This window comes from Rhizobium binxianense (assembly GCF_028994275.1).
GTDB classification, from domain to species: Bacteria; Pseudomonadota; Alphaproteobacteria; order Rhizobiales; family Rhizobiaceae; genus Rhizobium; species Rhizobium binxianense.
On sequence record NZ_CP118713.1, the window covers coordinates 3,214,655 to 3,238,651 of the forward strand.

The window sequence follows — 23,997 nt, forward strand, 5'->3', positions numbered from 1 at the left end:
TCAAAATTGCGCGAAGTTTGCGGTCGTATTCGGTGCCATAATGACACCATATTTGGTAAACCGATTGTTAAGATCATCGGCGCAAAATGCACCAATCGCCGCGAGCGGTTGCCCGCTCCAGCCAAACGACGAACGGATGACACCATGCGCCCTCGATTTCCGCACCGATTGATCGGCTTCTGCAGGTTGCTTTCGGCCCTCGTTTTTTCCTCGCTGATGGTTGCCGGACCCGCCTCCGCCCAGGATAACGGCCAGTACACGATGCAGGAAATCGTCGATGCCGGCCATTCCTTCTTCGGCTCCGCCAGCGGCGGACTTGCCAAAGTCGTCGAGAGTGCCTTCCAGAAATACGGCCTCCCGAATGGCTACATCCTCGGACAGGAAGGCGGCGGCGCCTTCATCGCCGGTCTTACCTACGGCGAAGGCCAGCTGAACACCAAAAACGCCGGCGAACATAATCTTTACTGGCAAGGCCCCTCGCTCGGCCTCGACTACGGCGGCCAGGGCTCGCGCGTGATGATGCTGGTCTACGACCTGCCCTCCGTCAACGGCATCTATGCCCGCTTCGGCGGCGTCAGCGGCTCGGCCTATGTGATCGCCGGCTTCGGCATGACGCTGCTCAAGAACAATGACGTACTGGTCGTGCCCATCCGCACCGGCGTCGGCGCTCGCCTGGGTGTCAATGTCGGTTATCTCAAGATTACCCAGGCACCGACCTGGAACCCCTTCTGAGGCCGCAAACCGCTGGAATCGGCCACCGCCCGCATCGGTGGCCTTGCCATGCGTGTCCTGCGTGCTTAATCATCGCGGCTAACCCGTATCAACCTTCTTACCGATGGCCGCGCCGTGATCGAATATGCTCTCTTGTTCGGATTGGGCTTCCTGACCGCGGCCTTCCTCGTCTTTCTGGTCTCGCCGGCCGTGCACCGTCGCATTGTCTGGTATACCGAGAACCGCCTGAAGGCGACCATGCCGCTGAGCCCGCAGGAGGTTCGCGCCCAGAAGGATATGGTGCGCGCGCTCTATGCCGCTGAAAATGCCCGGACCGCCCAGGACCTTCTGCGTGAGCGCGAAAAATCCCTGTCGCTCCAGCTCCGCCATGACGCGCTTGCCATCGATGCCGGCAGGCTTGCCGCCGAAATCGGCGAATTGCGGGCCCAGATCGGCGAGATGCATGTCGAAGCCGCCGAGCAGCGCTCGCATCTGCGCAAGGACGAGAATTATATCAGCCAGTTGAAGACCAATCTGCATATTGCCGAACAGTCCGCTGCCAACAAGGAGAGCGAACTGGCGACCATGAGGACGCGGCTGAGCAAGCTCGGCGAACAGACCGATGGGCTGAGGATCGACCTGGCGGCACGCGAAACCGAGGCGGAGAGCCTGAAATTCCGCGCCAACGCGCTGCGCGATGAACGAGATACGCTGCGCCAAGACGTCACCCTTTTGCAGAACCGCGCAAGGGATGCCGAACAGAAACTGACGCAGCAGCAGCATATGGTGATCCGCCTCGAGGACAAGGCAGCGCGAGAGAGCGCTTCCGCCGCCGAAAAGGAGGCCCTGGTCGCCCGCCGCCTTCAGGAGGTCGCCAAGTTGAAGGAACAGTTGAAGGCCGCCAATGCCGAGATCCGCAGGGTCAACCGGGTGCTGCGCGACGCCGGCCATGCCGGGATGGCCGCGGAGCTGCCGGCGGAATTGACGGCCGAAGACACGACAACATCCACGCTCGACGCCGCCTTTGTCACGGCTGAGATCGGCGAGGATGTCCGCAAGCGCAGCGCCGCCCTTGCCGAGCGCCTGCAAAAAGCGAAGGCCGTTGCCGGCCGCGATGGCGCGATCCGCGAGGAAATCGCCTCGATCGCCGCCAACATGGTGGCGCTGACCGCACTCAACGAGGGTCCCTCCTCGCCGATCCGAACGCTTCTCCCGGAAGGCGCGGAGAAGAACCCCAACGAGCGCGTCAGCCTTGCCGACAGGGCAGCCGCCATCATCGCCAATCCCCCCCGCATCTGAAAGATGCGCGGCGCGCGCTCATAAACCCGGGAAAATCAGTTCCGATTGTCGCGGTTAGACCCGCCCCATCGCGGAAGCCATGGAAAACAGCGCGATCCCCGTTGCCGTCGCGGCATTGAGGCTGTCGAGCTCCTCCGACTGTGGAATGCGCACGCTCCGGAAGCGCGCAAGCAGCGCCTCCGGCAACCCCTCCCCCTCCGTGCCGACGACCAGCGCCATGCGCGCTGAAGCCGGAATGGCGCGGATATCGGTCTTGCCATGCGGCGAAAGCGTCCAGATGGCAAAACCCCGTTCGGCAAGCGCCAGCAGCACATCCAACGCCTTGCCGCCGCGCCGGTGCGGAATGCTCAGCACCGAACCGACCGAGACACGCAGCGCCTTGCGGTAGAGCGGATCACAGCAGGTTTCGTCGAGCAGCACCGCATCCGCCCGGAAGGCCGCCGCATTGCGGAACATCGAACCGGCATTGTCGTGATTGGAAATGCCGCAGCCGACGAGCACCAGCGCCTGTTCCGGCAGCGCTTCGAGAAGCACCGCCTCGCCGCGATCCTCCCGCCGGCCGAGCGCGAGAACGCCGCGATGCAGATGGAATCCGACGACGCCGTTGAGGACATCGGCCTCGGCGACATAGACCGGCACATCGGCCGGCAACCGCTCCAGGATCGGCAGTACGCCGTCGACGCGGTTGCGCAGCAGCAGGATCTTCTCGGCAAAAAAGCCGCGGCCTCCCGCATGCGCTTCGGCGAGCATGCGCAGCACGACGGTGCCCTCGGCGATGAAACGGTTCTCCCGGCCCGTCAGGTCACGCTCTCTTATATCACGGAATTCAGCGACGCGCGGATCGTCGGCGCTGTCGATGGTGATCGGAACGGCGGCCATGCCGGCCTACTTGCCCGCGACGGTGACGTCGGCAACGGTGCGACCGGTTCTGAGGTCGAAGACCAGCGCCTTGCTCTTGCCCTCGACCGTTTCGCCGTAGAACAGGATCTGCCCTGCCGAAAACGAGGTGGACTGCACCTTGAAGCCGAGCGGCAGGGAAACGGTCGCCGCAAGCGGCGCATCCGAGGGCACGCCGGAGGCGGCAACGGTGGCCGCTGTCTCCTTCGGTTCGCTGTGCATCGCCTTGTAGACAACCGCGCCGAAGACCGCCATAAGGCTCACGAACATGATGGCGCCGGAGACGATCTGCAGGCGGACCATCTTGCGCCGGACACTTTCCATCGCCGGATCAAGGGGCTTCTCTTCCTGGTCGTCTGGCTCGATTGCTGTCATCTGTGCGTCCCGTTCTAAAAAAATATGTCGGAGAAGAAGCGTCTTGAGCGACCCCTTTAAACAAGCAGCCGGCAATAGAAAAGTCCTGACCGCCGATGAAACTGCCGAAGGCCGGCTTGATGCCTGGCTGACGGCGCAGCTCGGCGAGGAATTTTCGCGCAGCCGCATCAAGGCGCTGATCAAGGACGGCCAGGTTTTTCTGCGCGGCCAACCCGTTACCGACCCGCAACGCAAGGTGCGCACCGGCGATAGTTTCGAGATCACGCTGCCCGAACCGGATGACCCGACGCCGCAGGGCGAGGACATCCCGCTCGATATCCTCCATGAGGACGAAGACGTCATCGTCATCTCCAAGCCCTCAGGTCTCGTCGTCCATCCCGGCCCCGGCAACTGGACGGGGACGCTGGTCAACGCGCTGATCTACCATTGCGGCGATACGCTCTCCGGCATCGGCGGCGTGCGCCGCCCCGGCATCGTCCACCGGCTCGACAAAGACACGACAGGGGTCATGGTCGTCGCCAAGAACGACATTGCCCATCGCCACCTGTCGCTGCAATTTGCCGACCACGGCCGCACCATGCCGCTCGAGCGGGCCTACCAGGCCATCGTCTGGGGCCGACCCCGCACTCTGACAGGCACGGTCGACGCGCCGCTCGGCCGCGCCACCGGCGATCGCACGCGCCGCGCCGTCAAGCGCCCCGACAGTCATGACGCCGACGAGGCAATCACCCATTACGAGGTGATCGAACGCTTTCAGGAGAAACCGGATGCGACGGCGCTGGCCTCGCTGGTCGAGTGCCACCTCGAAACCGGCCGCACCCACCAGATCCGTGTTCATATGGCCCATATCGGCCATCCGCTGCTCGGCGATACGGTTTACGGCGCCGGCTTCAAGACCAAGGCCAATCTGCTGCCCGAAGACATCCGCAAGGTCGTCAACGGTTTCGGCCGCCAGGCGCTGCATGCCTTCATGCTGCAGTTCGAGCATCCCCGCACCGGCGAAGTCATGCATTTCGAAGTACCGCTGCCGGATGATATGGTGGAACTGGTCGAGGCACTGCGGCGATAAAGTCTGCTTCCAGCTCACACCTGCGTGAGCGGCACACTTGAACCGCCGTTTCGCCACACTTATCTGTATATGGATTTAGTGCGGGCTCGCAGTAGAGCCGCACGTCCCGGTTTGCCTTTTTTAACGCGAGAACGCGTTTCCATCGGGAACCGGAATTCACTTTAGGAGGGTGCACTATGGCCCGAAATACCTTGCCGTCCATTACCGCCGGCGAAGCCGGTCTCAATCGTTACCTCGACGAAATCCGCAAGTTTCCGATGCTTGAGCCGCAGCAGGAATATATGCTTGCCAAGCGTTATGCCGAGCATGGAGATCGCGACGCCGCTCACAAGCTGGTCACCAGCCATCTTCGTCTCGTCGCAAAGATCGCGATGGGTTATCGCGGCTACGGCCTGCCGATCGGCGAAGTCGTCTCCGAAGGCAATGTCGGCCTGATGCAAGCCGTCAAGAAGTTCGATGCCGAGCGCGGCTTCCGCCTTGCCACCTACGCCATGTGGTGGATCAAGGCCTCGATCCAGGAATATATCTTGCGTTCATGGTCGCTGGTGAAGATGGGCACGACCGCCAACCAGAAGCGCCTGTTCTTCAACCTGCGCCGGCTGAAAGGCCGCATCCAAGCGATCGACGACGGCGACCTGAAGCCGGAGCACGTCTCGGAAATCGCCACCAAGCTGAAAGTCTCGGAGGAGGAGGTCATTTCGATGAACCGCCGCCTCTCCGGCGACGCCTCGCTGAACGCGCCGATCAAAGCGGCCGAAGGTGACAGCGGCCAGTGGCAGGACTGGCTGGTGGACGACCATGACAGTCAGGAAGACGTGCTGATTGAACAGGACGAACTCGACACCCGCCGGCGTATGCTGGCGAAAGCGATGAGCGTCCTGAACGAGCGCGAACGCCGCATCTTCGAGGCTCGCCGCCTCGCCGAGGATCCAGTGACCCTGGAAGACCTTTCGACTGAATTCGACATCAGTCGCGAACGCGTCCGCCAGATCGAGGTCCGCGCCTTCGAAAAGGTGCAGGACGCTGTCCGCAAGGAAGCCCAGGAACGCGCCAAGGCCGTCCGCGTCGTCGAAGCCACGGCATAAACCTGCCGCGGTGGCAGAATTGAAGAAGGCGGGCTTTGCGGCCCGCCTTTTCTGTTTCATCCACTTTTCACAGCCTCAACGCCCCGCCTAGGGTCAGGGAAGCTGGGTATTGCGGAAAACCATCACTGGCTCGTCGACACGTCCCCGAGCGCAGTCCATTCCTTGATCGCGGTATTGAAGGCTTCGGTTCCCGTGTCGCCCTTTTCCATGGTCAGCAGCGCGCGGCGGCCGTTGCGGTAGGTGACCGGGATATCGATCCAGCTGCGGGTCGACATCAGGTCGAGATTGGCCTTGCGCGCATCGGGATAGTCGTTGAGCGCGATCATGTGGAAATCGTCGGTGATCTTGGCCGGAACCGCGATCAGCGCGTCACCGCGGTCCTGCTCGGTGCGCTTCATCGAGATGCGCTGGACGCTGTCGATGCTGCCGCCTTCGAAATTCGGCGGCACCGAGAACACGATCTCGACGAGATGGCTTGCCGGCAGCGACGGATCGGAATTGCGTTTGAAGGTGACGAGAGCCGAGAGATTGCGCTCCGGCACGGTGACGTTGCCCTGCACCGTCGCCTCCTGCCGTCCGTCCTGGCCGGTCTCGTGCTGCACGCTCCAGACGACCGATCCCTCGATCGCCGTCGGCGAGCTTTGGCCGATGCGCTCCTCATAGAGGAACATCTTTTGCGACGAACCGACGGGAGCGGTCTGCTGCGGCGATGCCGCCGGGCCGTTCGGTGTCAGCGTTTCGGCCGGTGCCGCATCGCCCTGCGCGCTGGCAGGCGGCGGCGTATCGGCGGCCGCGACATTCTGTTCGGCGACCGATTTTCCTTCCGCGGTCAGCGTTCCCGGCACCGTCGCCGGTCCGCTGTCGACCTCGGTGCCATCCGTCAGCAGCCGCTGGGTGAATTTCGAATTGGCCACCGCGCCGTCATTGTTCACCGACGCCACCTGCGGGTTCGGGTTCGGGTTCGGCTGCGCCGGCGCCGCGGGAGTATTCTGCGCTCCTGGTGTCGTCGGCTTGGCTGGAGTCACCGCACCCGGCTGGGCAGGCGTCGCGGAGCCGGCCGGCGGTGTCGCCGTCTCGTTCCTAGTCGCCTGCGACGGTGCCGAACTGACGAGCCCGTCGACCATCGCCACCAGCGCCTCTCTGTTCATCCAGCCGGCATAGGCGCCGCCACCGATCAAGATGAGCGCGAAGATGAGGGTGATCACCGTGCCGATGCCGAAGCGACGGCGCTTCGGCTCCATCCGGAAACTCTTGCCCTGCAGCTTGGAAGCGACGATCTGATCGATATCCATTCCCCGATTGGCGTCATCGTCGTCAGCGGCGACCGAGCCGCGGCGGTCGTAGCCGCGCAGCGCCTTCGCTTCGCGCCAGTCCTCGCTCGGCGTGCCGCTTGCGGCCGCCGGCTTGCCGCTGTGCACTTCCGCGAAGATATCGACATCGTCGAAATGCGAGGCGACTGGCGTCTTCTTATTGCTGCCGGCCTCGATCGGCGGCAGATCGTCGAAGGCTGCGGTCTCCCAGGAGAAACTTTCCTTGGCCGCCGGCATGACGGCCGCAGGTGCCGCCTTTTCGAGGCTCGATATCACCTCCTCAAAGGCGCGCGCCGAGGTATCCGGAGTGATCGGCGCCGTCTGCGAATACTGCCGGAGTTCCTCTTCCGCCCATTCGGTCTCCGCTTCCTTTGGCGCCGGAGCCGGCGTTTCGGCGGCGGGCTCGGCCCAGACGGGATCGAAATGCGCCGCGGCGTCAGCCTGCAGCGGCTCCTCGCGGCTGTGCTCGACAAATTCCTGCGGACGATCGAAATTGGCGACCGGCTCCACCAGCCGGTTCGATGCATGATCTATGCCGCGCGTAACCGGCTGAAGCGGCTCGACGGGTTGGTAAGCCTCCTCGGCCTCCGGCTCATCATCTTCCACGGGCACCGGCTCAGCCGCAACCTCATCTTCAGCCGCAACCTCCTCGGCTTCCACGGGATGCTGCTCTTCAGCATGGTATTCGTCGGCTTGCGCGTCGCGATCCCCGGCGGACGGCTGCCAGCCATGATGTTCGGCCCGCACATCCTCGGCGGCGACGCCGCGCGCCTCGCTGGCATGCCATTCCTCGGCCGGCGCTTCCTCCTCATGCGAGGGATGCCAGTATGTCTCGGCGGAAACAGGAGTTTCCGCGGAAAGGGGTTCTTCGGCAGCGACCTCTTCCTCAGCGTCCCCAGGTGGGGCAGCTTCCAGGTGATCGGGCTCGTCGGCGGCCTCGGCCGTCTGCGGCTCGGCATAAGCTGCGTCAACCGGCTCCTCGACATCAGTCTCCGGCGCAGGCGCCGGTTCGCTTTCGTCGTGAACCGCTTGTTCTTCTGCGGATTCCAGCGCGGCGGCAACCGGCTCATCGAGCGGCAGTGCCTCGGAGTGTTCGCCTTCCACTTCGCGGATGGCAGCCTCGAGCTTTTCGAGCTGGCGTTGCAGCATGGCTTCCGGCGGACGCGGCTTCATATTCTCGAGCTGCCGCTGCACTGCGCCGCGGGCACGTTCGTAGACTTTCACCCGCATCTCGGGGGTATTCTCAGCCAAGCCGTCAACGGCCCGCCGAATGACTGCAATAAAATCCGCCATCAGTACTTTCTCAAGAAGTCCGGTACCCTACCGAACCATCCTCCACAGTGACCCGTGAGCTTAATCCTCAAACGGATCGGTCACAAGTATCGTATCATCCCGCTCCGGGCTGGTGGACAGGAGCGCGACAGGCGCCCCGATCAGCTCTTCGACCTGGCGAACATATTTGATCGCCTGTGCCGGCAGATCCGCCCAACTGCGGGCGCCGACGGTCGATTCCTTCCAGCCTTCCAGCGTGATGTAGATCGGTTCGACCCTAGCTTGCGCTCCCTGGCTTGCCGGAAGATGATCAATCTGTTCGCCGTCGAGCATATAGCCAACGCAGATCTTCAATTCCTCGAGACCGTCGAGCACGTCGAGCTTGGTGAGCGCGATGCCCGTGATGCCATTGGTGGCAATCGATTGGCGCACGAGTGCGGCGTCGAACCAACCGCAGCGCCGCTTGCGTCCGGTCACCACGCCGAACTCATGGCCTTTTTCGCCCAGGAACTCACCGATCGCGTCCTTCAGCTCGGTCGGGAACGGGCCTTCGCCGACGCGCGTCGTATAGGCCTTGGTGATGCCGAGGATGTAGCCGAGCGAGCCGGGCCCCATGCCGGAACCGGCCGCGGCCTGACCGGCCACGGTGTTCGACGACGTGACGAAAGGATAGGTGCCATGGTCGATATCGAGCAGGCTGCCCTGTGCACCTTCGAAGAGGATGCGGGACCCCTTGCGGCGCTCCTTGTCGAGGAAGAGCCAGACGGTATCACGGAACGGCAGCACCCGATCGGCGATCGAGGTCAGCTCTTCCATGATCGCCTCGTGGCTGACTTCGGCAACGCCGAGGCCGCGGCGAAGCGCATTGTGATGGGTCAGAATACGGTCGACCTTGCCGGAAAGGCTGTCGAGATCGGCAAGATCCATGACGCGGATGGCACGGCGGCCGACCTTGTCTTCATAGGCCGGACCGATACCGCGGCGTGTCGTGCCGATCTTGGTGCCGCTGTTCGACGCAGCATCCTCGCGCATCGCGTCGAGCTCGCGGTGCAGGGAAAGAATGAGCGTCGCATTGTCGGCGATGCGCAGATTGTCAGGCGTAACCGTCACGCCCTGCGCCTCCAGCCGGCCGATCTCGGCGATCAGCGCATGCGGGTCGACGACGACACCGTTGCCGATGACAGCCATCTTGCCCGGGCGCACAACGCCGGACGGCAAGAGCGAGAGCTTGTAGCTCGTGCCGTCGATGACGAGCGTATGGCCGGCATTGTGTCCGCCCTGATAGCGCACAACGATATCCGCACGCTCCGAAAGCCAGTCGACAATCTTGCCCTTGCCTTCGTCACCCCATTGCGAACCGACCACGACTACGTTCGTCATCCAACTCTTCCTGTTACCGGCGCAGAACCGCGCACCTGCTCAAACCCGCGCATCTATAAAGCTTTGTTTTTGGGAAAGCGACCCTGTTGTCACAGTAGATTGGGCTTTTTACGTGACAAATCAGCAGGCGGCAGGCTATTGCCCGTCACAAAACACCGGACGACGATCGCGGAAAGACGGGAAGAACGCTCTTGCAAGCCACGGCCTATATCTGCCTCGTCATCGCCACCCTCTGCTGGGGCGGCAACTCCGTCGCGGGAAAGCTCGCGATCGGGCATATCAGCCCGATGATGCTGACCTTCCTGCGCTGGTTCCTCGCCGTCGCGTTGATCGCCGTGATCTCCGTGCCCCAGCTGAAGAAGGACTGGCCGGTGGCGAGGAAGAACCTGCCGCTGCTCCTTTGCTACGGCGCCATCGGCTATACCCTCTTCAACGCCATGCTTTATTCGGCCGTGCAATATACGACGGCCATCAATGTCGCCATCGAGCAGGCCGGCATTCCGATGCTGATCTTCCTGCTGAATTTCGTGCTTTTCCGCACCGGCATCTCGCTGGCGCAATGCCTCGGCTTCGGCATGACGCTGGTCGGCGTGGCGCTGACGGCAGCCCATGGCGACCTCACCACGCTGTGGCAGCTGCAGCTCAATCGCGGAGACGGGCTGATGCTGATCGCCATTGCTGCCTATTCGCTCTACACGATCTTCCTGCGCTGGAAGCCGCCGGTCGACTGGCGCACGCTGATGGCCTTCCCGGCCTTCGCCGCCATGCTGACGTCGGTGCCGCTGCTCCTTTGGGAACTTGGCCGAGGGGCGGCGCAATGGCCGGATCAGGCCGGCTGGGGCATCACCCTCTACACGGCAATATTCCCATCGCTGCTGGCGCAGATTTTCTATATCAAGGGCGTCGAGGCAATCGGCGCCAATCGGGCGGGCCTCTTCATCAATCTGGTGCCGGTGTTCGGCACGCTGCTTTCCGTCGCCCTGATCGGCGAGACGCTTCAGTCCTTTCACGCAGTCGCGCTGGCGCTGACGCTAGGCGGCATCGCGATCGCCGAAAAGGGCCGGCCGAAAGCGTCCGCTTCGACCGTGCCGGCCTCGCCGATGGATTAACTAACCGAGCTCCAGCGTCGTCACGCCGAAGACGTGCTTCAGCGGGATGGCCGGCGCCGGCCCGCGATACATGCGCGTCGTCTCGAACACCGGTTGAAGGCCGAGGCCTTCGGCAAGCGCGACCGCCTCATGATTGTCGGCGGGAATATCGATGAAGATCGCAGCCCCCTTCGCCTCGGGGATCAATTCGGCAAGCAGCGCTGCGGCGCTGTCGGCATCGTTGGCAAAAAGCGGGCCGATCTTGTAACCCTCGTAGCAGCGGCGGATCGTACCGTAACCGCGGATCTTGTGGCTCTTGCGCACCACCGCCGAACGACGGCCCTTGCGGCCGGTGCACCAGGCAGCGAGAAAGGCATCCCGGGGCTGCGGAAAGATCGCCGAATCATACCGCTGCAAGCCTTCGAGGCGTGAATCCAGCACCGCCTGCGCGGCAAGCGTCGAGACAGGCAAGGAGGTGGCGACGCCGCCGTAGCGAATGGTGGAATAGGCGGGTTCGAAGCCCGCCTTGCGGTAGTTGCCCTGTTGAGCGGCGACGCCGTCGAGACCGATCGTGCGGTCTAGCGCGCTGGCGATACCCACCTCCCAGATCGCCTTGCCGTAACCCTTGCCGCGGAAATCTGGATGGACGATGTAGAGGCCGAGGAAGGCGAAACTATCGCCATATTTGACGACCGAGATCGAGCCGACCGGGACTTCACCGATGGCGCCGACGAAGAATCCGGACGAATCGGCCTCGAGGAATGCAAGCGAATCGTCGAGACCCGGGTTCCAGCCCTCCTGACGCGCCCATTCGAGCACGAGCTCCAGTTCGCCGGGCCGCATCGAACGAACGGCAAATTCCGAATTCATGCGACCTTCCCAGATTGAATGTCCCGCAAATCCATGCCGGCAACGGCAAAGCAATTGTCAGGTCCAAGCTAATCATTTTTCGATGTAATGCAGAAAACTTCGTTTCCGCATTACCATGAAACAATGCCGATGCAAGCTCAAGAAAATTACTTGCGCGCCAATTATCTTCCGGCCGCTGCGAATGAACCGCCGCGCCGGAAAAGTATCGCCTTCCCGGCCCGAAAGGCTGGTAAAGCATTTCGGCCGACATCACTTCCGCAAGCCGGAAAAACGCTGTTGCAACCGGGCGCGACGGCGGGCGCCCGCTGACGGATCACCGGGCCGTTCCGCTCATTGCGGACTTCTGCTTTTCGATCCCGCTCGCCATCGGTGAGAAAAGAAGAGCGGTCTCGGCCGCCGGTGCGGGATAACCGAACGCGTAACCCTGCAAGCCATCGCAGCCAAGCTCAGCCAGCACGACGGCATGCGCCTCGGTCTCGATGCCCTCGGCGATCACCTCGACGTCGAGCGCCTTGGCGATTTCCACGATCGAGCCCACCACGCGCCGCTGCTCGGCGGAGCTGACGACCTCGGCGATGAGCTGCCGGTCGATCTTCAGCCGCTTCGGCCGCAGCTTGACCAGACCGATGAGCGAGGCGTGACCGGATCCGAAATCATCGATCTCGATGTCGATGCCCATCTGTTTGATCTCGCCGATATGATCGAGCAATTTTTCGTCGCTGTCGTCGAGGAAAATCGTCTCGACCAGTTCGAAGACGATCTCGCCGGGCGGGATGTCGAGTTTCCTCAGCTTGCCGAGCAACGTCGGATCGGCGAGGCGCGATGCCGAGATATTGACGGCGATGCGCGGGACCGCAAGGCCGCGCAACGACCAGAACAGCCGGTCTTCCAGAACGCTTTTGAGGATCGCCGCGTCGATCTCCGCCGCAAGCCCGTGCTCGTCGGCGATCTTCAGGAATATCCCCGGGGCGAGTACACCCTTCTCGGGATGTTTCCAGCGCGCCAGCGCCTCGAAGCCGATGACTTTCCGCGTCCGGGCGTCGAGCTGCACCTGATAATAGGGAACGATCTCGCCGCGCTCCAGCCCGAGCTTCAGCTCTTCGGCGAGGCGACGCTTGGCGCGCAGATCCTCCTGCAGCTGCCGCGTGAAGAATTCGACGCGGTTGCGCCCGAGCTTCTTGGCCTGGTAGAGCGCCAGATCGGATTCAGCCAGCAGGTTGCGCGCCCGCCGATCGCCGCTCCAGGAAACGCCGATCGAGGCACCGGATTGCAGCATCTCCTGACCGAAGCGGATCTTCTTGCGCAGCCGGCGCTGGAGATCCTCGGTAATCAGCTTCAGCTCAGTGAGATCGCTGAAATTGACCAGCACGATGACGAATTCGTCGCCGCCGACGCGGGCGACCATGCCATTGGCAGGAATGGCGGCGGTGATGCGAAGGGCTGCGGCCCTGAGCACGGCATCACCTGCCGCATGACCGTGGCTGTCGTTGATCTGCTTGAACTGGTCGAGGTCGAGATGCAGCACGCCAAGCGTCGTGATGCTTTTGTCTGAAGGCAGCTCGGTGAGCCGCTTGTCGAGAAGACGTCGGTTGGGCAAGCCAGTGAGATAATCGTGATCGGCGACATGCTCGATGCGCGCATTGCTTTCCTCGAGCGCCAGCGCCCTCGCCTCGGCCACCACTCTCTGCCGCGCCAGCTCCGCGTTGAGCAGGACGTCGGCGGTCACATCCCATTCGGCGCCGATGAAGGAGGGCAGCCCCTCCGCATCCACGTAGAAATGCGCGCGTGAGCGCAGATGGCGGATTTCGCCGCTCGGCAGTACGATTCGAAATTGCGAATTATAGGCGCCCCGTGTTGCAATCGCCTCATCGAAGTCGCGTGCGGCTCGCTCGCGATCGTCGGGATGGATCGCGTTCGACCAAAGCAATGCCGGCACCAGACGGCAAGTCTCCCCAGTCTGGTAAAGACGATGCATCTGCGCATCCCACAAGATCCCGTCTTGCTCGATACTGTGCTCCCAGACACCGATCTGGGATGCATCGAGAGCGAGTTCGAGCCGACGCAGAAGATCCTGAAATTCTCGTTCGGATCGTGTGGCTTTATTCTCTGGCAACGCGGTCTCAGCCTTAGAAGCTTTGCATAACGGCAATATGGTCTCAAGCCGGCATTAAAGAAGCCTTGTTCTGATGATCGAACTCGTGACTAGGTGAACTGTTCGTTACGGCTTCCTCTTTTGGATCAAAGGACTTGCAGTCTCCGGCACGTCAAGATCAGTGGTTATGTCGTGGCGGGTTTTTGGCGATCTGGCGGAATTCCGTCGCCCCCTCCAACACCGCGCCGTCCGACAATTGCGTGACCGAGCGGCGGTAGATCTGCTGCCACGGCGTCGCATCCGCCGGCACCGGCGGAATACCCTCGCCCTTGCGCCGTTCGATCTCGGGCTCGTCGACCAGCATATCGCAGCGCCCATGGTTGAAGTCGATGCGGATAATATCGCCGGTGCGAATCCAGGCAAGACCGCCGCCGACGGCACTTTCCGGCGACGCGTTGAGGATCGACGGGCTGTCCGCCGTGCCCGACTGACGTCCGTCGCCGATTGTCGGCAAGCTGCGAATGCCGCGTTTCAGCAGGTGATCCGGCGGCTGCATGTTGACGACCTCAGCCGAACCCGGCCAGCCGATCGGTCCGGCGCCGCGGATGACGAGGATGGTATTTTCGTCGATGCCGAGGTCGGGTTCGTTGATGCGCTTGTGATAGTCCTCGGAGCCTTCGAAGACCACCGCCCTGCCCTCGAAGACGCCTTCACGCCCGGGCTCCTGAAGATAGCGCCGTCGGAAATCCTCCGAAACCACGCTCATTTTCATGATGGCGAAATCAAAGAGATTGCCCTTGAGAACGAGAAAGCCCGCCCGCTCCTTCAGCGGTTCGGCGAACGGCTTGATGACCTCCCGGTCGCGCGCTTCCTTGCCCTCCAGGTTCTCGGCCATCGTCCGGCCCGTCACCGTGCGACAGTCGCCGTCGAGCTTTCCGGCCTGCAGCAGTTCCCACATGATCGCCGGCGTACCGCCGGCGCGATGGAAGCGCTCGCCGAGATAGGCGCCCGCCGGCTGGACATTGGCCAGCAGCGGAATATCGAAGCCGTGCACCTGCCAGTCGTCGGGATGGAGTTCGACGCCGGCGTGCTTGGCCATCGCCGCCAGATGCGGCTGGGCGTTGGTCGACCCGCCGATCGCCGAATTGGTGCGGATGGCATTGAGGAAGGCCTCACGCGTCAGGATATCCGACGGCTTCAGATCCTCGAGCACGATCTCGACGGCGCGCCGGCCGGTGCGGTAGGCCATCTGGCCGCGCTCGCGGTAAGCGGCGGGAATGGCGCCGCAGCCGGTCAGCGACAGGCCGAGCGCCTCGGCCAGCGCATTCATCGTCGAAGCGGTGCCCATCGTATTGCAGTGGCCGACGGAAGGAGCCGAGTCGAGCGCCGCCTGAAGAAACTCCTCCCGGTCGATCTCGCCAGCCGCATATTTCCGCCGCATCCGCCAGATCACCGTGCCGGAGCCCGCCAATTCCCCCTCGTGCCAGCCGTCGAGCATCGGGCCGCCGGAGAGCACGATCGCCGGAATATCGACCGTCGAAGCAGCCATGATCGCCGAAGGCGTAGTCTTGTCGCAGCCGGTGGTCAGCACCACACCGTCAAGCGGATAGCCATAGAGAATTTCAACGAGGCCGAGATAGGCGAGATTGCGGTCAAGTGCGGCCGTCGGGCGTTTGCAGTTCTCGAAGATCGGGTGCGTCGGAAACTCGATCGGAATGCCGCCGGCATCGCGGATGCCGTCGCGCACGCGTTTGGCCAAATCGACATGCACCCTGTTGCAAGGCGTGAGATCGCTGCCGCTCTGGGCAATTCCGATGATCGGCTTGCCGGAACGCAGTTCCTCCGGCGTGATGCCGTAATTCATGAAACGCTCGAGATAGAGCGCGGCCATGTCGATATGATCGGGATTGTCGAACCAGTCCTGCGAACGCAGGCGCCGCGGCGGCGAATGGCTGTCGGTCACTGCTTTCCTCCCGGCCGGCCATTCTTCTCTTCAAGATGGAGAAGCAGGCCGCTGTGATCCTTTTCGCCATTGCCGTTGGCGACGAATTCGCTGAATTCGGCATGCACCGCCGCAGTCAGCGGCAGCGTCAGCGACAGGCTGCCGGCCGTCTCCATGGCGGCGTTCAGATCCTTCAGCTGGTTGCTGGACGAACCGCCCGGCGTAAACTGCCGCTCGACCATGCGCTTACCGTGAAGTTCCAGGATACGGCTCTCGGCAAAGCCGCCGCGAATGGCGTCGCGGAAGGCCGCCGGCGAGCCGCCGCCGGCCGCAATCAGCATCATCGCTTCGGCAACGGCACCGATCGTCACCGCGACGATCTGCTGGTTGGCAAGCTTGGCAAGCTGGCCCGCACCGCTTGGACCGACGCGGGTCACGCGCCCCATCGGCGCAAAGACATCAGCAAGCCCGTCGATCACCTCCTTGTCGCCGCCCGCCATGATCGCCAGCGTACCGGCTTCCGCCCCGACCACGCCGCCGGAAACCGGGGCATCGACATGAGCGATACCGCGTTCGGCAAGCCCTGCTGCATGATCGCGGGCAAAATGCGGGGCAATCGAACTCATGTCGATGACAGTGGCGCCCGGCGCCATCGCACTGGCCGCGCCACGGTCGAACAGCACGTCCCTCACCGCTTCGGCATTGGTCAGCATGGTGATGACGACGTCGGCGCCCGCAGCGGCATCGATGGGCGTTTCCGCTAGGACCGCGCCGTCTCCCGCCAGTGCTTCGGCCTTGCTCCGATCGCGATTCCAGACGGTGACGGCAAAGCCCGCGCCCAGCAGCCGGCGGGCCATCGGCGCGCCCATCAGGCCGGTGCCGAGAAAGGCGATCCGCCTGCCGTCATGACCTCTACTCCCTGTCATTCAGTCCTCCCAACTGTTGTCCGTCTTTGATAGTCCCCTCGCCCCCGGTTGCAAACCGTTTTGACTGGCGCAAAGCACTTTTGTGGTGTGTCCTTGGATAGAGCATGATGTCGTCCGAAAACCGCGCACACTTTTCGGCATCATGCTCTGAAAACGATACGGGCGAGAACCGAAGTTCCCGCCCGATTTACTCGACAAAGGAAGGTTGAATTCCGTTTATTCCGCCGCCAGCCGGATGACCTCCGCCTCTTCTTCCTTGTGTTCGTCCGGCTTGTGCTGGACGAGCGGACGGTTGCCCGTCAACCGCCGCAAGAGCACGTAGAAGACAGGCGTCATGAAGATGCCGAAGAAAGTCACCCCGATCATGCCCGAGAAGACCGCGACCCCCATGGCCGCGCGCATCTCGGCGCCAGCGCCGGTGGAGACGACGAGCGGCACGACGCCCATGATGAAGGCGAGCGAGGTCATCAGGATCGGACGAAGACGCAGCCGGCTGGCCTCGATCGCGGCCTCCCGCGGCGTCCTGCCCTCAAACTCCAGTTCGCGAGCGAATTCCACGATCAGGATCGCGTTCTTCGCGGATAGGCCGACCAGCACCACCAGACCGATCTGGGTGAAGATATTGTTGTCTCCACCGGTGAGCCAGACGCCGGTCAGCGCGGCCAGCACACCCATCGGCACTATCATGATAATCGCGAGCGGCAAGGTCAGGCTTTCATACTGGGCGGCCAGCACCAGGAAGACCAGCAACAGCGCCAAGGGGAAGACGACGATGCTCGAATTGCCGGCAAGGATCTGCTGATAGGTCAGATCCGTCCATTCGAAGTCGATGCCCGCCGGCAAGGTCTCGTGCAGGATCTTCTCGATTGCCGCCTGCGCCTGGCCGGACGAGAAGCCCGGTGCCGGACCGCCGTTGATATCGGCAGCGAGGAAGCCGTTGTAGCGGTTCGCACGCTCCGGACCGGTGCTCGGCTCCACCTTCAAGAGGGCCGAAAGCGGGATCATCTCACCCGATGCCGACCGGACCTTCAACTGGCCGATATCTTCCGGCTGGGCGCGGAATTTCGCATCGGCCTGCACACGGACGCTGTAGGTGCGGCCGAAGGCGTTGAAGTCGTTCACATAGAGCGAACCGAGATAGATCTGCAGCGTCTGAAAGACGTCGGTGACGGAAACCCCGAGCTGCTCGGCCTTGGCACGGTCGAGATCGGCATAGAGCTGCGGCACGTTGATCTGGAAGCTGGAGAACAGCCCGGCAAGCTCGGGTGTCTGATAGGCCTTGGCAAGAACGGCCTTGGTCGCGTCGTCGAGCGCCTGATTGCCGAGGCCGGCACGATCCTCGATCTGCAGCTTGAAGCCGCCCGTCGTGCCGAGACCATTGACCGGCGGCGGCGGGAACATGGCGATGAAGGCGTCCTGGATGACGCCAAACTTCTGGTTCAGCGCCATGGCGATCGCGCCGCCCGAAAGATCCGGCGTCTTGCGCTCCTCGAAATCCTTCAGCGTCACGAAGACGATGCCGGCATTGGAGGAGTTGGTGAAGCCGTTGATCGACAGGCCCGGGAAGGCGATCGCATTGGCAACACCCGGCTGCGCCAGCGCGATGTCGGTCATGCGCTTGATGACGTCTTCCGTGCGGTCGAGGCTAGCGGCATCCGGCAACTGGGCGAAGCCGATCAGATACTGCTTGTCCTGAGACGGCACGAAGCCGCCGGGGACTGTCGTGAACAGGCTGTAGGTCGCGCCGACCAGCGCCAGATAGATCACCATGACGATGCTCTTGCGCGACAACAGCCCACCCACACCCTTGCCGTAGGCATTCGAGCCCGCGCCGAAGACACGGTTGAAGCCGCGGAAGAACCAGCCGAAGATGGCGTCCATGAACCGCGTCAGCCAGTCCTTCGGCTGATCATGGCCCTTCAAGAGAAGGGCCGCCAGCGCCGGAGACAGGGTGAGCGAGTTGAAGGCCGAGATGACGGTCGAGATTGCGATCGTCAGCGCGAACTGGCGATAGAACTGGCCCGACAGGCCGGAGATGAAGGCGAGCGGCACGAACACCGCGACGAGAACCAGCGCGATCGCGACGATCGGACCGGAGACTTCCCTCATCGCCTTGTAGGTGGCAGCCCGCGGCGACAGGCCTTGTTCGATATTGCGCTCGACGTTTTCGACCACCACGATCGCGTCGTCCACGACGATACCGATCGCCAGCACCAGGCCGAACAGACTGAGCGCGTTGATCGAGAAGCCGAAGACATACATGACCGCGAAAGTGCCGATGATCGAGACAGGAACAGCGATCAGCGGGATGATCGAGGCACGCCACGTCTGCAGGAACAGGATGACGACAAGGACGACGAGCGCGATGGCTTCGAGCAGCGTGTCGATGACCTTCTCGATCGAGGCCCGCACGAATTTCGTCGTATCGTAGACGATCTCGTATTTGACGCCCTCAGGCATGGCGAGCTGCAGCTGATCCATGGTCGCGTTCACATTGTCCGCGATCTCGATCGCGTTCGAACCCGGCGCCTGAAGAACGGCGACGGCGACGGCCGGCTTGCCGTCGAGCAGCGAGCGCAACGTATAGTCGGCAGCACCGAGCTCGATGCGGGCGACATCGCGAAGGCGGGTGATCTCGCCATTGGCGCCCGTCTTGACGATGATGTTGCCGAACTCCTCGGGCGTGCGCAGGCGGCCCTGGGCATTGACGTTGAGCTGCAGGTCCACACCGGGCTGGCTCGGCGATGCGCCGATGATACCGGCGGCGGCCTGGATGTTCTGGGAACTGATCGCGCTGCTGATGTCGCTGGCGGCAAGATTGTGCTCGGCGGCCTTTTGCGGGTCGATCCAGACACGCATGGAATAGTCGCCGGCGCCGAACACCTGCACCTGACCGACGCCTGCGATGCGGGCGAGTCGATCCTTGACGTTCAGGGTCGCGTAATTGCGAAGATAGGTGATGTCATGACTGTTCCCGTCGGAGACGAGGTTGACGACCATGATGAAGTTGGGTGAGCTCTTGACCGTCGTGATGCCGAGCGAACGGACTTCCGCCGGCAGGCGCGGTTCGGCCTGCGAAACGCGGTTCTGCACGAGCTGCTGCGCCTTGTCGGGGTCGGTGCCGAGCTTGAAGGTAACGGTGACGTTGAGCACGCCGTCCGATGTCGCCTGGCTAGCCATATAGAGCATGCCTTCGACGCCGTTGATCTGCTCTTCGAGCGGCGTCGCCACCGTTTCGGCGATGACGCTTGGGTTGGCGCCGGGATAGGTAGCGCGCACGACGATCGACGGCGGCACGACCTCCGGATATTCGGAGATCGGCAGCGCGCGTAGGCCGATCAGGCCGGCAACCAGGATGAGGACCGAAAGAACGCCGGCAAAGACCGGGCGGTCGACAAAGAATCTGGAGATGTTCATATCAAAGCCCTCTCCGGGGTGAACATGGATGCAACGTCCCTCTCCGGCGGTTTGGCAGCCGCCGGCGGGTCATGTCATTTCGGATATCGGCCCTCCCCGAGAGGGGAAGGCGAAGTCTTTACTGCGCGGTCGCGACCTTCTCTTCCATCTGAGGTGCGACGACGGCACCCGGACGGATGCGCTGCAGACCGTTGACGACGATCTTCTCGCCGACGTTCAGGCCGCTTTCGACCACCCGCTGGCCGTCGGCCAGTGTGCCGAGCTGGACCTGCCGGTAGGCCACCTTGTTCTCATCGTCGACGATGAAGACGAATTTCTTGTCCTGGTCGGTGCCAACGGCGCGGTCGCTGATGACGATCTTGTTCTCGGCCTTCGGCTGGCCCATGCGCACCCGCACGAACTGGCCGGGGATGAGACGCCCGCCCGGATTGTCGAAGACGGCGCGAACGCCAATCGTGCCGCTTGATGCATCGACCTCGTTGTCGATCAATTGCAGCTTGCCCTTGATCGGCGTGCCGCTGTCGGTCAGCGTGCCGACCTCGACCGGGATCTGCTCGACGGGAGGCAGGGCGCTGTCCGTCTGCGGAAGCTGGGCGAGCGCCCGCGTCACCATCTCTTCGCTGGCATTGAAGCTCGCATAGATCGGATCGACGGAAACGAGCGTCGTCAGCGCCGGCGAGGCCGACCCGGCCGCCACGAGGTTACCGGCGGTCACCTCGATCTTGCCGATACGGCCGGACACTGGAGCCCGCACCTCAGTGTAATCGAGATCGAGCTGGGCCGACTGCAGTGCGGCCTGCGCCGAACGCAGCCCCGCCTGGGCCTCTGCCAGCGTGCTCTGCCGCTGATCGAGATCGCTCTGGGAGATGGTGCGGTTGTCGGAAAGCCGGCGGCCGCGATCGAGTTCGGTCTGCGCCAGGCTGACCTTGGCCTCAGCCGAAGCGACCTGGCCTTGCGCCTGCGCCACGCTCGCCTGGTAGGGAGCCGGATCGATGGTGAAGAGCAGATCGCCCTGCTTCACCAGCGCCCCTTCGCGGAAAGCCACCGCCAGGATGGCGCCGGCGACGCGCGAACGCACCTGCACCCGGTCGACCGCTTCGAGACGGCCGGAGAAATTTTCCCAGGCCGTCACGTCGCGCGCCGCGACGACGGCAACCGTCACCGGCACAGCGGGAGCCTGTGCGGGGGCCGAAGCGGCCGTGGCGGTCGTGCTCATCGGCAATTCGAAAAACAATGCGGCGCCGGAAACGGACGCAACAAGGCCTAAGCCGGCGCCCACCAGGGCCCAGCGCTTACTTCTAGACGTCATCAGTGCTCTCCTTGCGGCCCCCAAGGCCGCCGAAATATCAGGTCTTCTTCAATGCAATTGCGGTTGGACGCTTACGTCCCGAAGGAAGCTTCCGAAATGGCGGCTGACGTTTTCCTGCCAGTCGAGCGCTCCGTCGGATTTCCCACCATAAATCGAGGGCCAGCCCGTCCCGGCGGGAAGAACATGCTGACGCACACCGACACCGGCCTGTTTCAAGCGGGCACCGTAACCAATTGTTTCGTCGTGCAGCGGATCGTCCTCCGCGGTGAATATCAGCGCCGGCGCGACGCCTGAGATACGCGAACAGAGGCAAGGCGCCGCATAAGGGTGGCAACCGCCGCCGCTCAGATAGTGGCTCCAGCCCTCCGTCCAGCGCCGGCGCATGCCGATGGCATCCGCCTTGCGGATCGAGGACGTGCCCATGAACGGATCGAGCAGCGGCGAAATCAGCACCTGGCCGTCGAGCGCATCCGGCATCTGGTCGCGCGCCTTCAGAGCCACGCCGGCGGCAACATTGCCGCCTGCTTCTTCGCCGGCGACGAAGAGCAGCGACTTGCGGTCACCGAGACCGGCGCGTTTGTTGGCGAGATAGCTGAAAACCGAGAAGGCGACTTCCAACGCCTGCGGAAACAGATTGCCGGAAAGGCTGCTGTAATCGGCAGCGACAACGATGGCCCCTGCTTTGGCGAGGCTGATTGCCACCGGCCGGTCGACGTTCTTGTCGCTGTCGAGAAAGGCGCCGCCATGCAGGTAAAGCACGATGGGCGGACCCTTGCCGTAGTCGGCGCCCTGGTAGATGCGTGCGGAAACGGGGCCGATGGCCACCTTATCCAGCATCATATCTTTCCATTCCACCGTCATGCTTCCGGTCTCTTCTGCGTCAGCCACAGGCAGACAACGTCTGCCGCTTGCATTTTGCATAAAAAAGATATTGTTATTCCAACCAAGGAATAAGAAGCTATATCGCGATAACACTGTTCCAGATATCGAACAATGCTGCAACGCAAACTGCGGATTTCAAACCGATGGATCAGCTCTCGGCAATGCGCGTCTTCATTCGCGTCGTGGAGACGGGCAATTTCACTCGCGCCGCCGACATGCTCGCCATGCCCAAGGCGACGGTGACCAATCTCATCCAGGGGCTGGAGGCGCATCTGCGCACCAAGCTCTTGAATCGGACCACGCGCCGGGTGATGGTGACCACGGACGGCGCGCTTTACTACGAACGCGCCGCCCAGATCATTTCGGAGCTGGAGGAACTCGACGGCAGCCTCTCCAATTCGCAGAGCCTGCCGAGCGGGCGGCTGCGCGTCGAGATGGCCGGCGCTTTCGCCGATTGGATCGTGGTTCCCGCACTCTGCGATTTCTATCTGCGTTATCCCGATATCCGCATCGACCTCGGTGTCGGCGACCGCACGGTCGATTATCTCGCGGAAAATGTCGACTGCGCGCTGCGGGGGGGCACGCCGGCCGACCAGTCGCTGATTGCCCGGCGCGTCTCCGAAGTCGAGATGATCACCTGCGCTTCGCCGAGCTACATCCAGAAATTCGGCATGCCCGAGCGGCCGGAGGATCTGGAGACCGATCATTACTCCGTCAACTATTTTCGCGCCCAGAACAACCGCACGCTACCCTTCGAATTTCGCCGGCACGACGAGGTGATCGAGAGCAGTCCGCGTTACATCGCCTCGGTTAACGACAGCCGCACCTATCTGACCGCGGCGCTGACGGGTCTCGGCATCGCGCAGGTGCCGATCTTCATGGCGCGTGAGCCGATGGCAAGGGGTGAACTCGTCCGCGTGCTGCCGGAGTGGCGCCGCGATCCGCTGCCGCTCTACGTCGTCTACCCCCCGAACCGCCACCTCAGCAACAAGGTCCGTGTCTTCGTCGACTGGCTGGTGAAGCTTCTGGCAGAGGCAAGACTGAACGACGGCTGAGCGCCAAGACAAATACGGCCCGGAAGGCAGGGGAAACCTTCGACGGGCCGCAATTTACAACTTTGAACATCAAGCCTGTCACACCGCAGATGGGCGCGGCAGGCTCTGGAGGTCCGGGAGAGAGCGGCAGGGAATTCCACTCTCTCGCGATAAGACAGATATACGCACTCCCCGCAGGATTGTAAGGGAAAACTCCGCAATCGCGTTCACATAATTGCGATGACGGCGGCCTGAAACCGCCGCCGGTCTTCGTCAGATCATCCCGCCATTGGCGCGCAGCGTCTGGCCGTTGACCCAGCCGCCGTCCGGGCCGGCGAGAAAGGCAACCGCAGATGCGATGTCGTCAGGTGTGCCGAGGCGTTCCAGCGGGTTCATCTTTGCCATGCGGGCGATGAGTTCGTCCGACTTGCCGTTGAGGAAAAGATCGGTGGCCACAGGGCCGGGCGCGACGGCGTTGACGGTGATGTTGCGGCCGCGCATCTCCTTGGCCATGATCGCCGTCAGTGTTTCCACCGCAGCCTTGGTGGCGGCGTAAACGCCGTAGGTTTCGAGCTTCAGCCCAACGACCGAGGTCGAGAAGTTGATGACCCGGCCGCCGTCGCGCAGGCGCTTGGCGGCCTCCCTCAGCGTATTGAAAGTGCCCTTGAGATTGACGTCGATCTGACGGTCGAAGTTGGCATCGTCAGCCTCGACGAGTGGGGACAGCATCATGATGCCGGCATTGTTGACAAGCACATCGACGCCGCCGAAGGCGGTTTCCGCCGCATCGAACATGCGGCGGACGGCTTGCGCCTCGCTGACATCGGCCTTGGCCGTCAGCGCCTTGCCGCCGGCCTGCTCGATCTCCCGCGCCAGTTCCTCGGCCGGAGCCGCATTGCCGGAATAATTGATGACGACGGTGAAACCGTCCCTGGCGAGGCGTTGAGCGACTGCCGCGCCGATGCCGCGGGAAGCGCCGGTGACGAGGGCGACCTTGCCATTTTCGTTGGAAGTCATTGTCTTTCTCCTTTCAGTCTGC

Annotated in this window: 18 protein-coding genes; 6 read left to right on the top strand and 12 right to left on the bottom strand. The window is 63.0% G+C overall.

Going from position 1 to position 23,997, the window contains the following annotated elements:
• Positions 1-144: 144 nt before the first annotated feature.
• Positions 145-732 (top strand): DUF1134 domain-containing protein, encoded by a 588-nt coding sequence (locus PO860_RS15930; RefSeq protein WP_097620376.1) that lies wholly within the window; start codon positions 145-147, stop codon positions 730-732.
• A 114-nt stretch (positions 733-846) separates the two neighbouring features.
• Positions 847-2,010 (top strand): coiled-coil domain-containing protein, encoded by a 1,164-nt coding sequence (locus PO860_RS15935; RefSeq protein ID WP_275032191.1) that lies wholly within the window; start codon positions 847-849, stop codon positions 2,008-2,010.
• A gap of 54 nt (positions 2,011-2,064) precedes the next feature.
• Here PO860_RS15935 and PO860_RS15940 read toward each other — a convergent pair whose 3' ends face one another.
• Together PO860_RS15940 and PO860_RS15945 are read right to left on the bottom strand one after the other, a co-directional pair.
• On the bottom strand, positions 2,065-2,889 hold the full coding sequence (locus PO860_RS15940) for a TrmH family RNA methyltransferase (protein ID WP_275032192.1): 825 nt from the start codon (positions 2,887-2,889) through the stop codon (positions 2,065-2,067).
• A gap of 6 nt (positions 2,890-2,895) precedes the next feature.
• Complete coding sequence (locus PO860_RS15945; protein WP_183607786.1) at positions 2,896-3,282, bottom strand: hypothetical protein; 387 nt, start codon at positions 3,280-3,282, stop codon at positions 2,896-2,898.
• Positions 3,283-3,325: 43 nt separating this feature from the next.
• On the opposite strand from PO860_RS15945, the gene PO860_RS15950 reads away from it, so the two are divergent.
• Together PO860_RS15950 and rpoH are read left to right on the top strand one after the other, a co-directional pair.
• Positions 3,326-4,351 carry an RluA family pseudouridine synthase gene (locus PO860_RS15950; RefSeq protein ID WP_183607785.1) on the top strand — a complete coding sequence of 342 codons (1,026 nt, stop codon included), beginning with the start codon at positions 3,326-3,328 and terminating at the stop codon, positions 4,349-4,351.
• 176 nt (positions 4,352-4,527) lie between these two features.
• Positions 4,528-5,436, top strand: a complete 909-nt coding sequence (gene rpoH, locus PO860_RS15955; RefSeq protein WP_003566040.1) for an RNA polymerase sigma factor RpoH — start codon at positions 4,528-4,530, stop codon at positions 5,434-5,436.
• 122 nt (positions 5,437-5,558) lie between these two features.
• On the opposite strand, the gene PO860_RS15960 is transcribed toward rpoH, so the two are convergent.
• Together PO860_RS15960 and PO860_RS15965 are read right to left on the bottom strand one after the other, a co-directional pair.
• Complete coding sequence (locus tag PO860_RS15960; protein WP_275032193.1) at positions 5,559-8,039, bottom strand: hypothetical protein; 2,481 nt, start codon at positions 8,037-8,039, stop codon at positions 5,559-5,561.
• Between the two features lie 60 nt (positions 8,040-8,099).
• Entirely contained in the window at positions 8,100-9,398 is a 1,299-nt protein-coding gene (locus tag PO860_RS15965) for an adenylosuccinate synthase (protein ID WP_097613755.1), read from the bottom strand.
• Positions 9,399-9,589: 191 nt separating this feature from the next.
• On the opposite strand from PO860_RS15965, the gene PO860_RS15970 reads away from it, so the two are divergent.
• Positions 9,590-10,507, top strand: a complete 918-nt coding sequence (locus PO860_RS15970) for a DMT family transporter (RefSeq protein ID WP_183607783.1) — start codon at positions 9,590-9,592, stop codon at positions 10,505-10,507.
• Here PO860_RS15970 and PO860_RS15975 read toward each other — a convergent pair whose 3' ends face one another.
• The 7 genes from PO860_RS15975 to PO860_RS16005 all read right to left on the bottom strand — a co-directional run bounded on the left by PO860_RS15975 (position 10,508) and on the right by PO860_RS16005 (position 21,903).
• Entirely contained in the window at positions 10,508-11,356 is an 849-nt protein-coding gene (locus tag PO860_RS15975; protein ID WP_183607782.1) for a GNAT family N-acetyltransferase, read from the bottom strand.
• A 313-nt stretch (positions 11,357-11,669) separates the two neighbouring features.
• Positions 11,670-13,469, bottom strand: coding sequence for a putative bifunctional diguanylate cyclase/phosphodiesterase (locus PO860_RS15980; protein WP_272781785.1), 1,800 nt, complete (start codon positions 13,467-13,469; stop codon positions 11,670-11,672).
• A 157-nt stretch (positions 13,470-13,626) separates the two neighbouring features.
• Entirely contained in the window at positions 13,627-15,411 is a 1,785-nt protein-coding gene (locus PO860_RS15985) for an IlvD/Edd family dehydratase (protein ID WP_275032194.1), read from the bottom strand.
• Positions 15,408-16,316 carry an NAD(P)-dependent oxidoreductase gene (locus PO860_RS15990; protein WP_272781783.1) on the bottom strand — a complete coding sequence of 303 codons (909 nt, stop codon included), beginning with the start codon at positions 16,314-16,316 and terminating at the stop codon, positions 15,408-15,410. Before PO860_RS15990 ends, PO860_RS15985 begins: the two co-directional genes overlap by 4 nt.
• 216 nt (positions 16,317-16,532) lie before the next feature.
• Positions 16,533-19,733, bottom strand: coding sequence for an efflux RND transporter permease subunit (locus PO860_RS15995; protein ID WP_272781782.1), 3,201 nt, complete (start codon positions 19,731-19,733; stop codon positions 16,533-16,535).
• Between the two features lie 118 nt (positions 19,734-19,851).
• Positions 19,852-21,042 (bottom strand): efflux RND transporter periplasmic adaptor subunit, encoded by a 1,191-nt coding sequence (locus PO860_RS16000; RefSeq protein WP_275032195.1) that lies wholly within the window; start codon positions 21,040-21,042, stop codon positions 19,852-19,854.
• Positions 21,043-21,090: 48 nt separating this feature from the next.
• Positions 21,091-21,903: an alpha/beta hydrolase gene (locus PO860_RS16005; protein ID WP_183607776.1), complete on the bottom strand. Its 813-nt coding sequence runs from the start codon at positions 21,901-21,903 to the stop codon at positions 21,091-21,093.
• Positions 21,904-22,067: 164 nt separating this feature from the next.
• Here PO860_RS16005 and PO860_RS16010 point away from each other — a divergent pair, with 164 nt between their 5' ends.
• Positions 22,068-22,979: a LysR family transcriptional regulator gene (locus PO860_RS16010; RefSeq protein ID WP_272781780.1), complete on the top strand. Its 912-nt coding sequence runs from the start codon at positions 22,068-22,070 to the stop codon at positions 22,977-22,979.
• A gap of 252 nt (positions 22,980-23,231) precedes the next feature.
• Here the strand turns inward: PO860_RS16010 and PO860_RS16015 are convergent, their stop codons facing one another.
• Positions 23,232-23,975: an SDR family oxidoreductase gene (locus PO860_RS16015; RefSeq protein ID WP_183607774.1), complete on the bottom strand. Its 744-nt coding sequence runs from the start codon at positions 23,973-23,975 to the stop codon at positions 23,232-23,234.
• Positions 23,976-23,997: the final 22 nt, after the last annotated feature.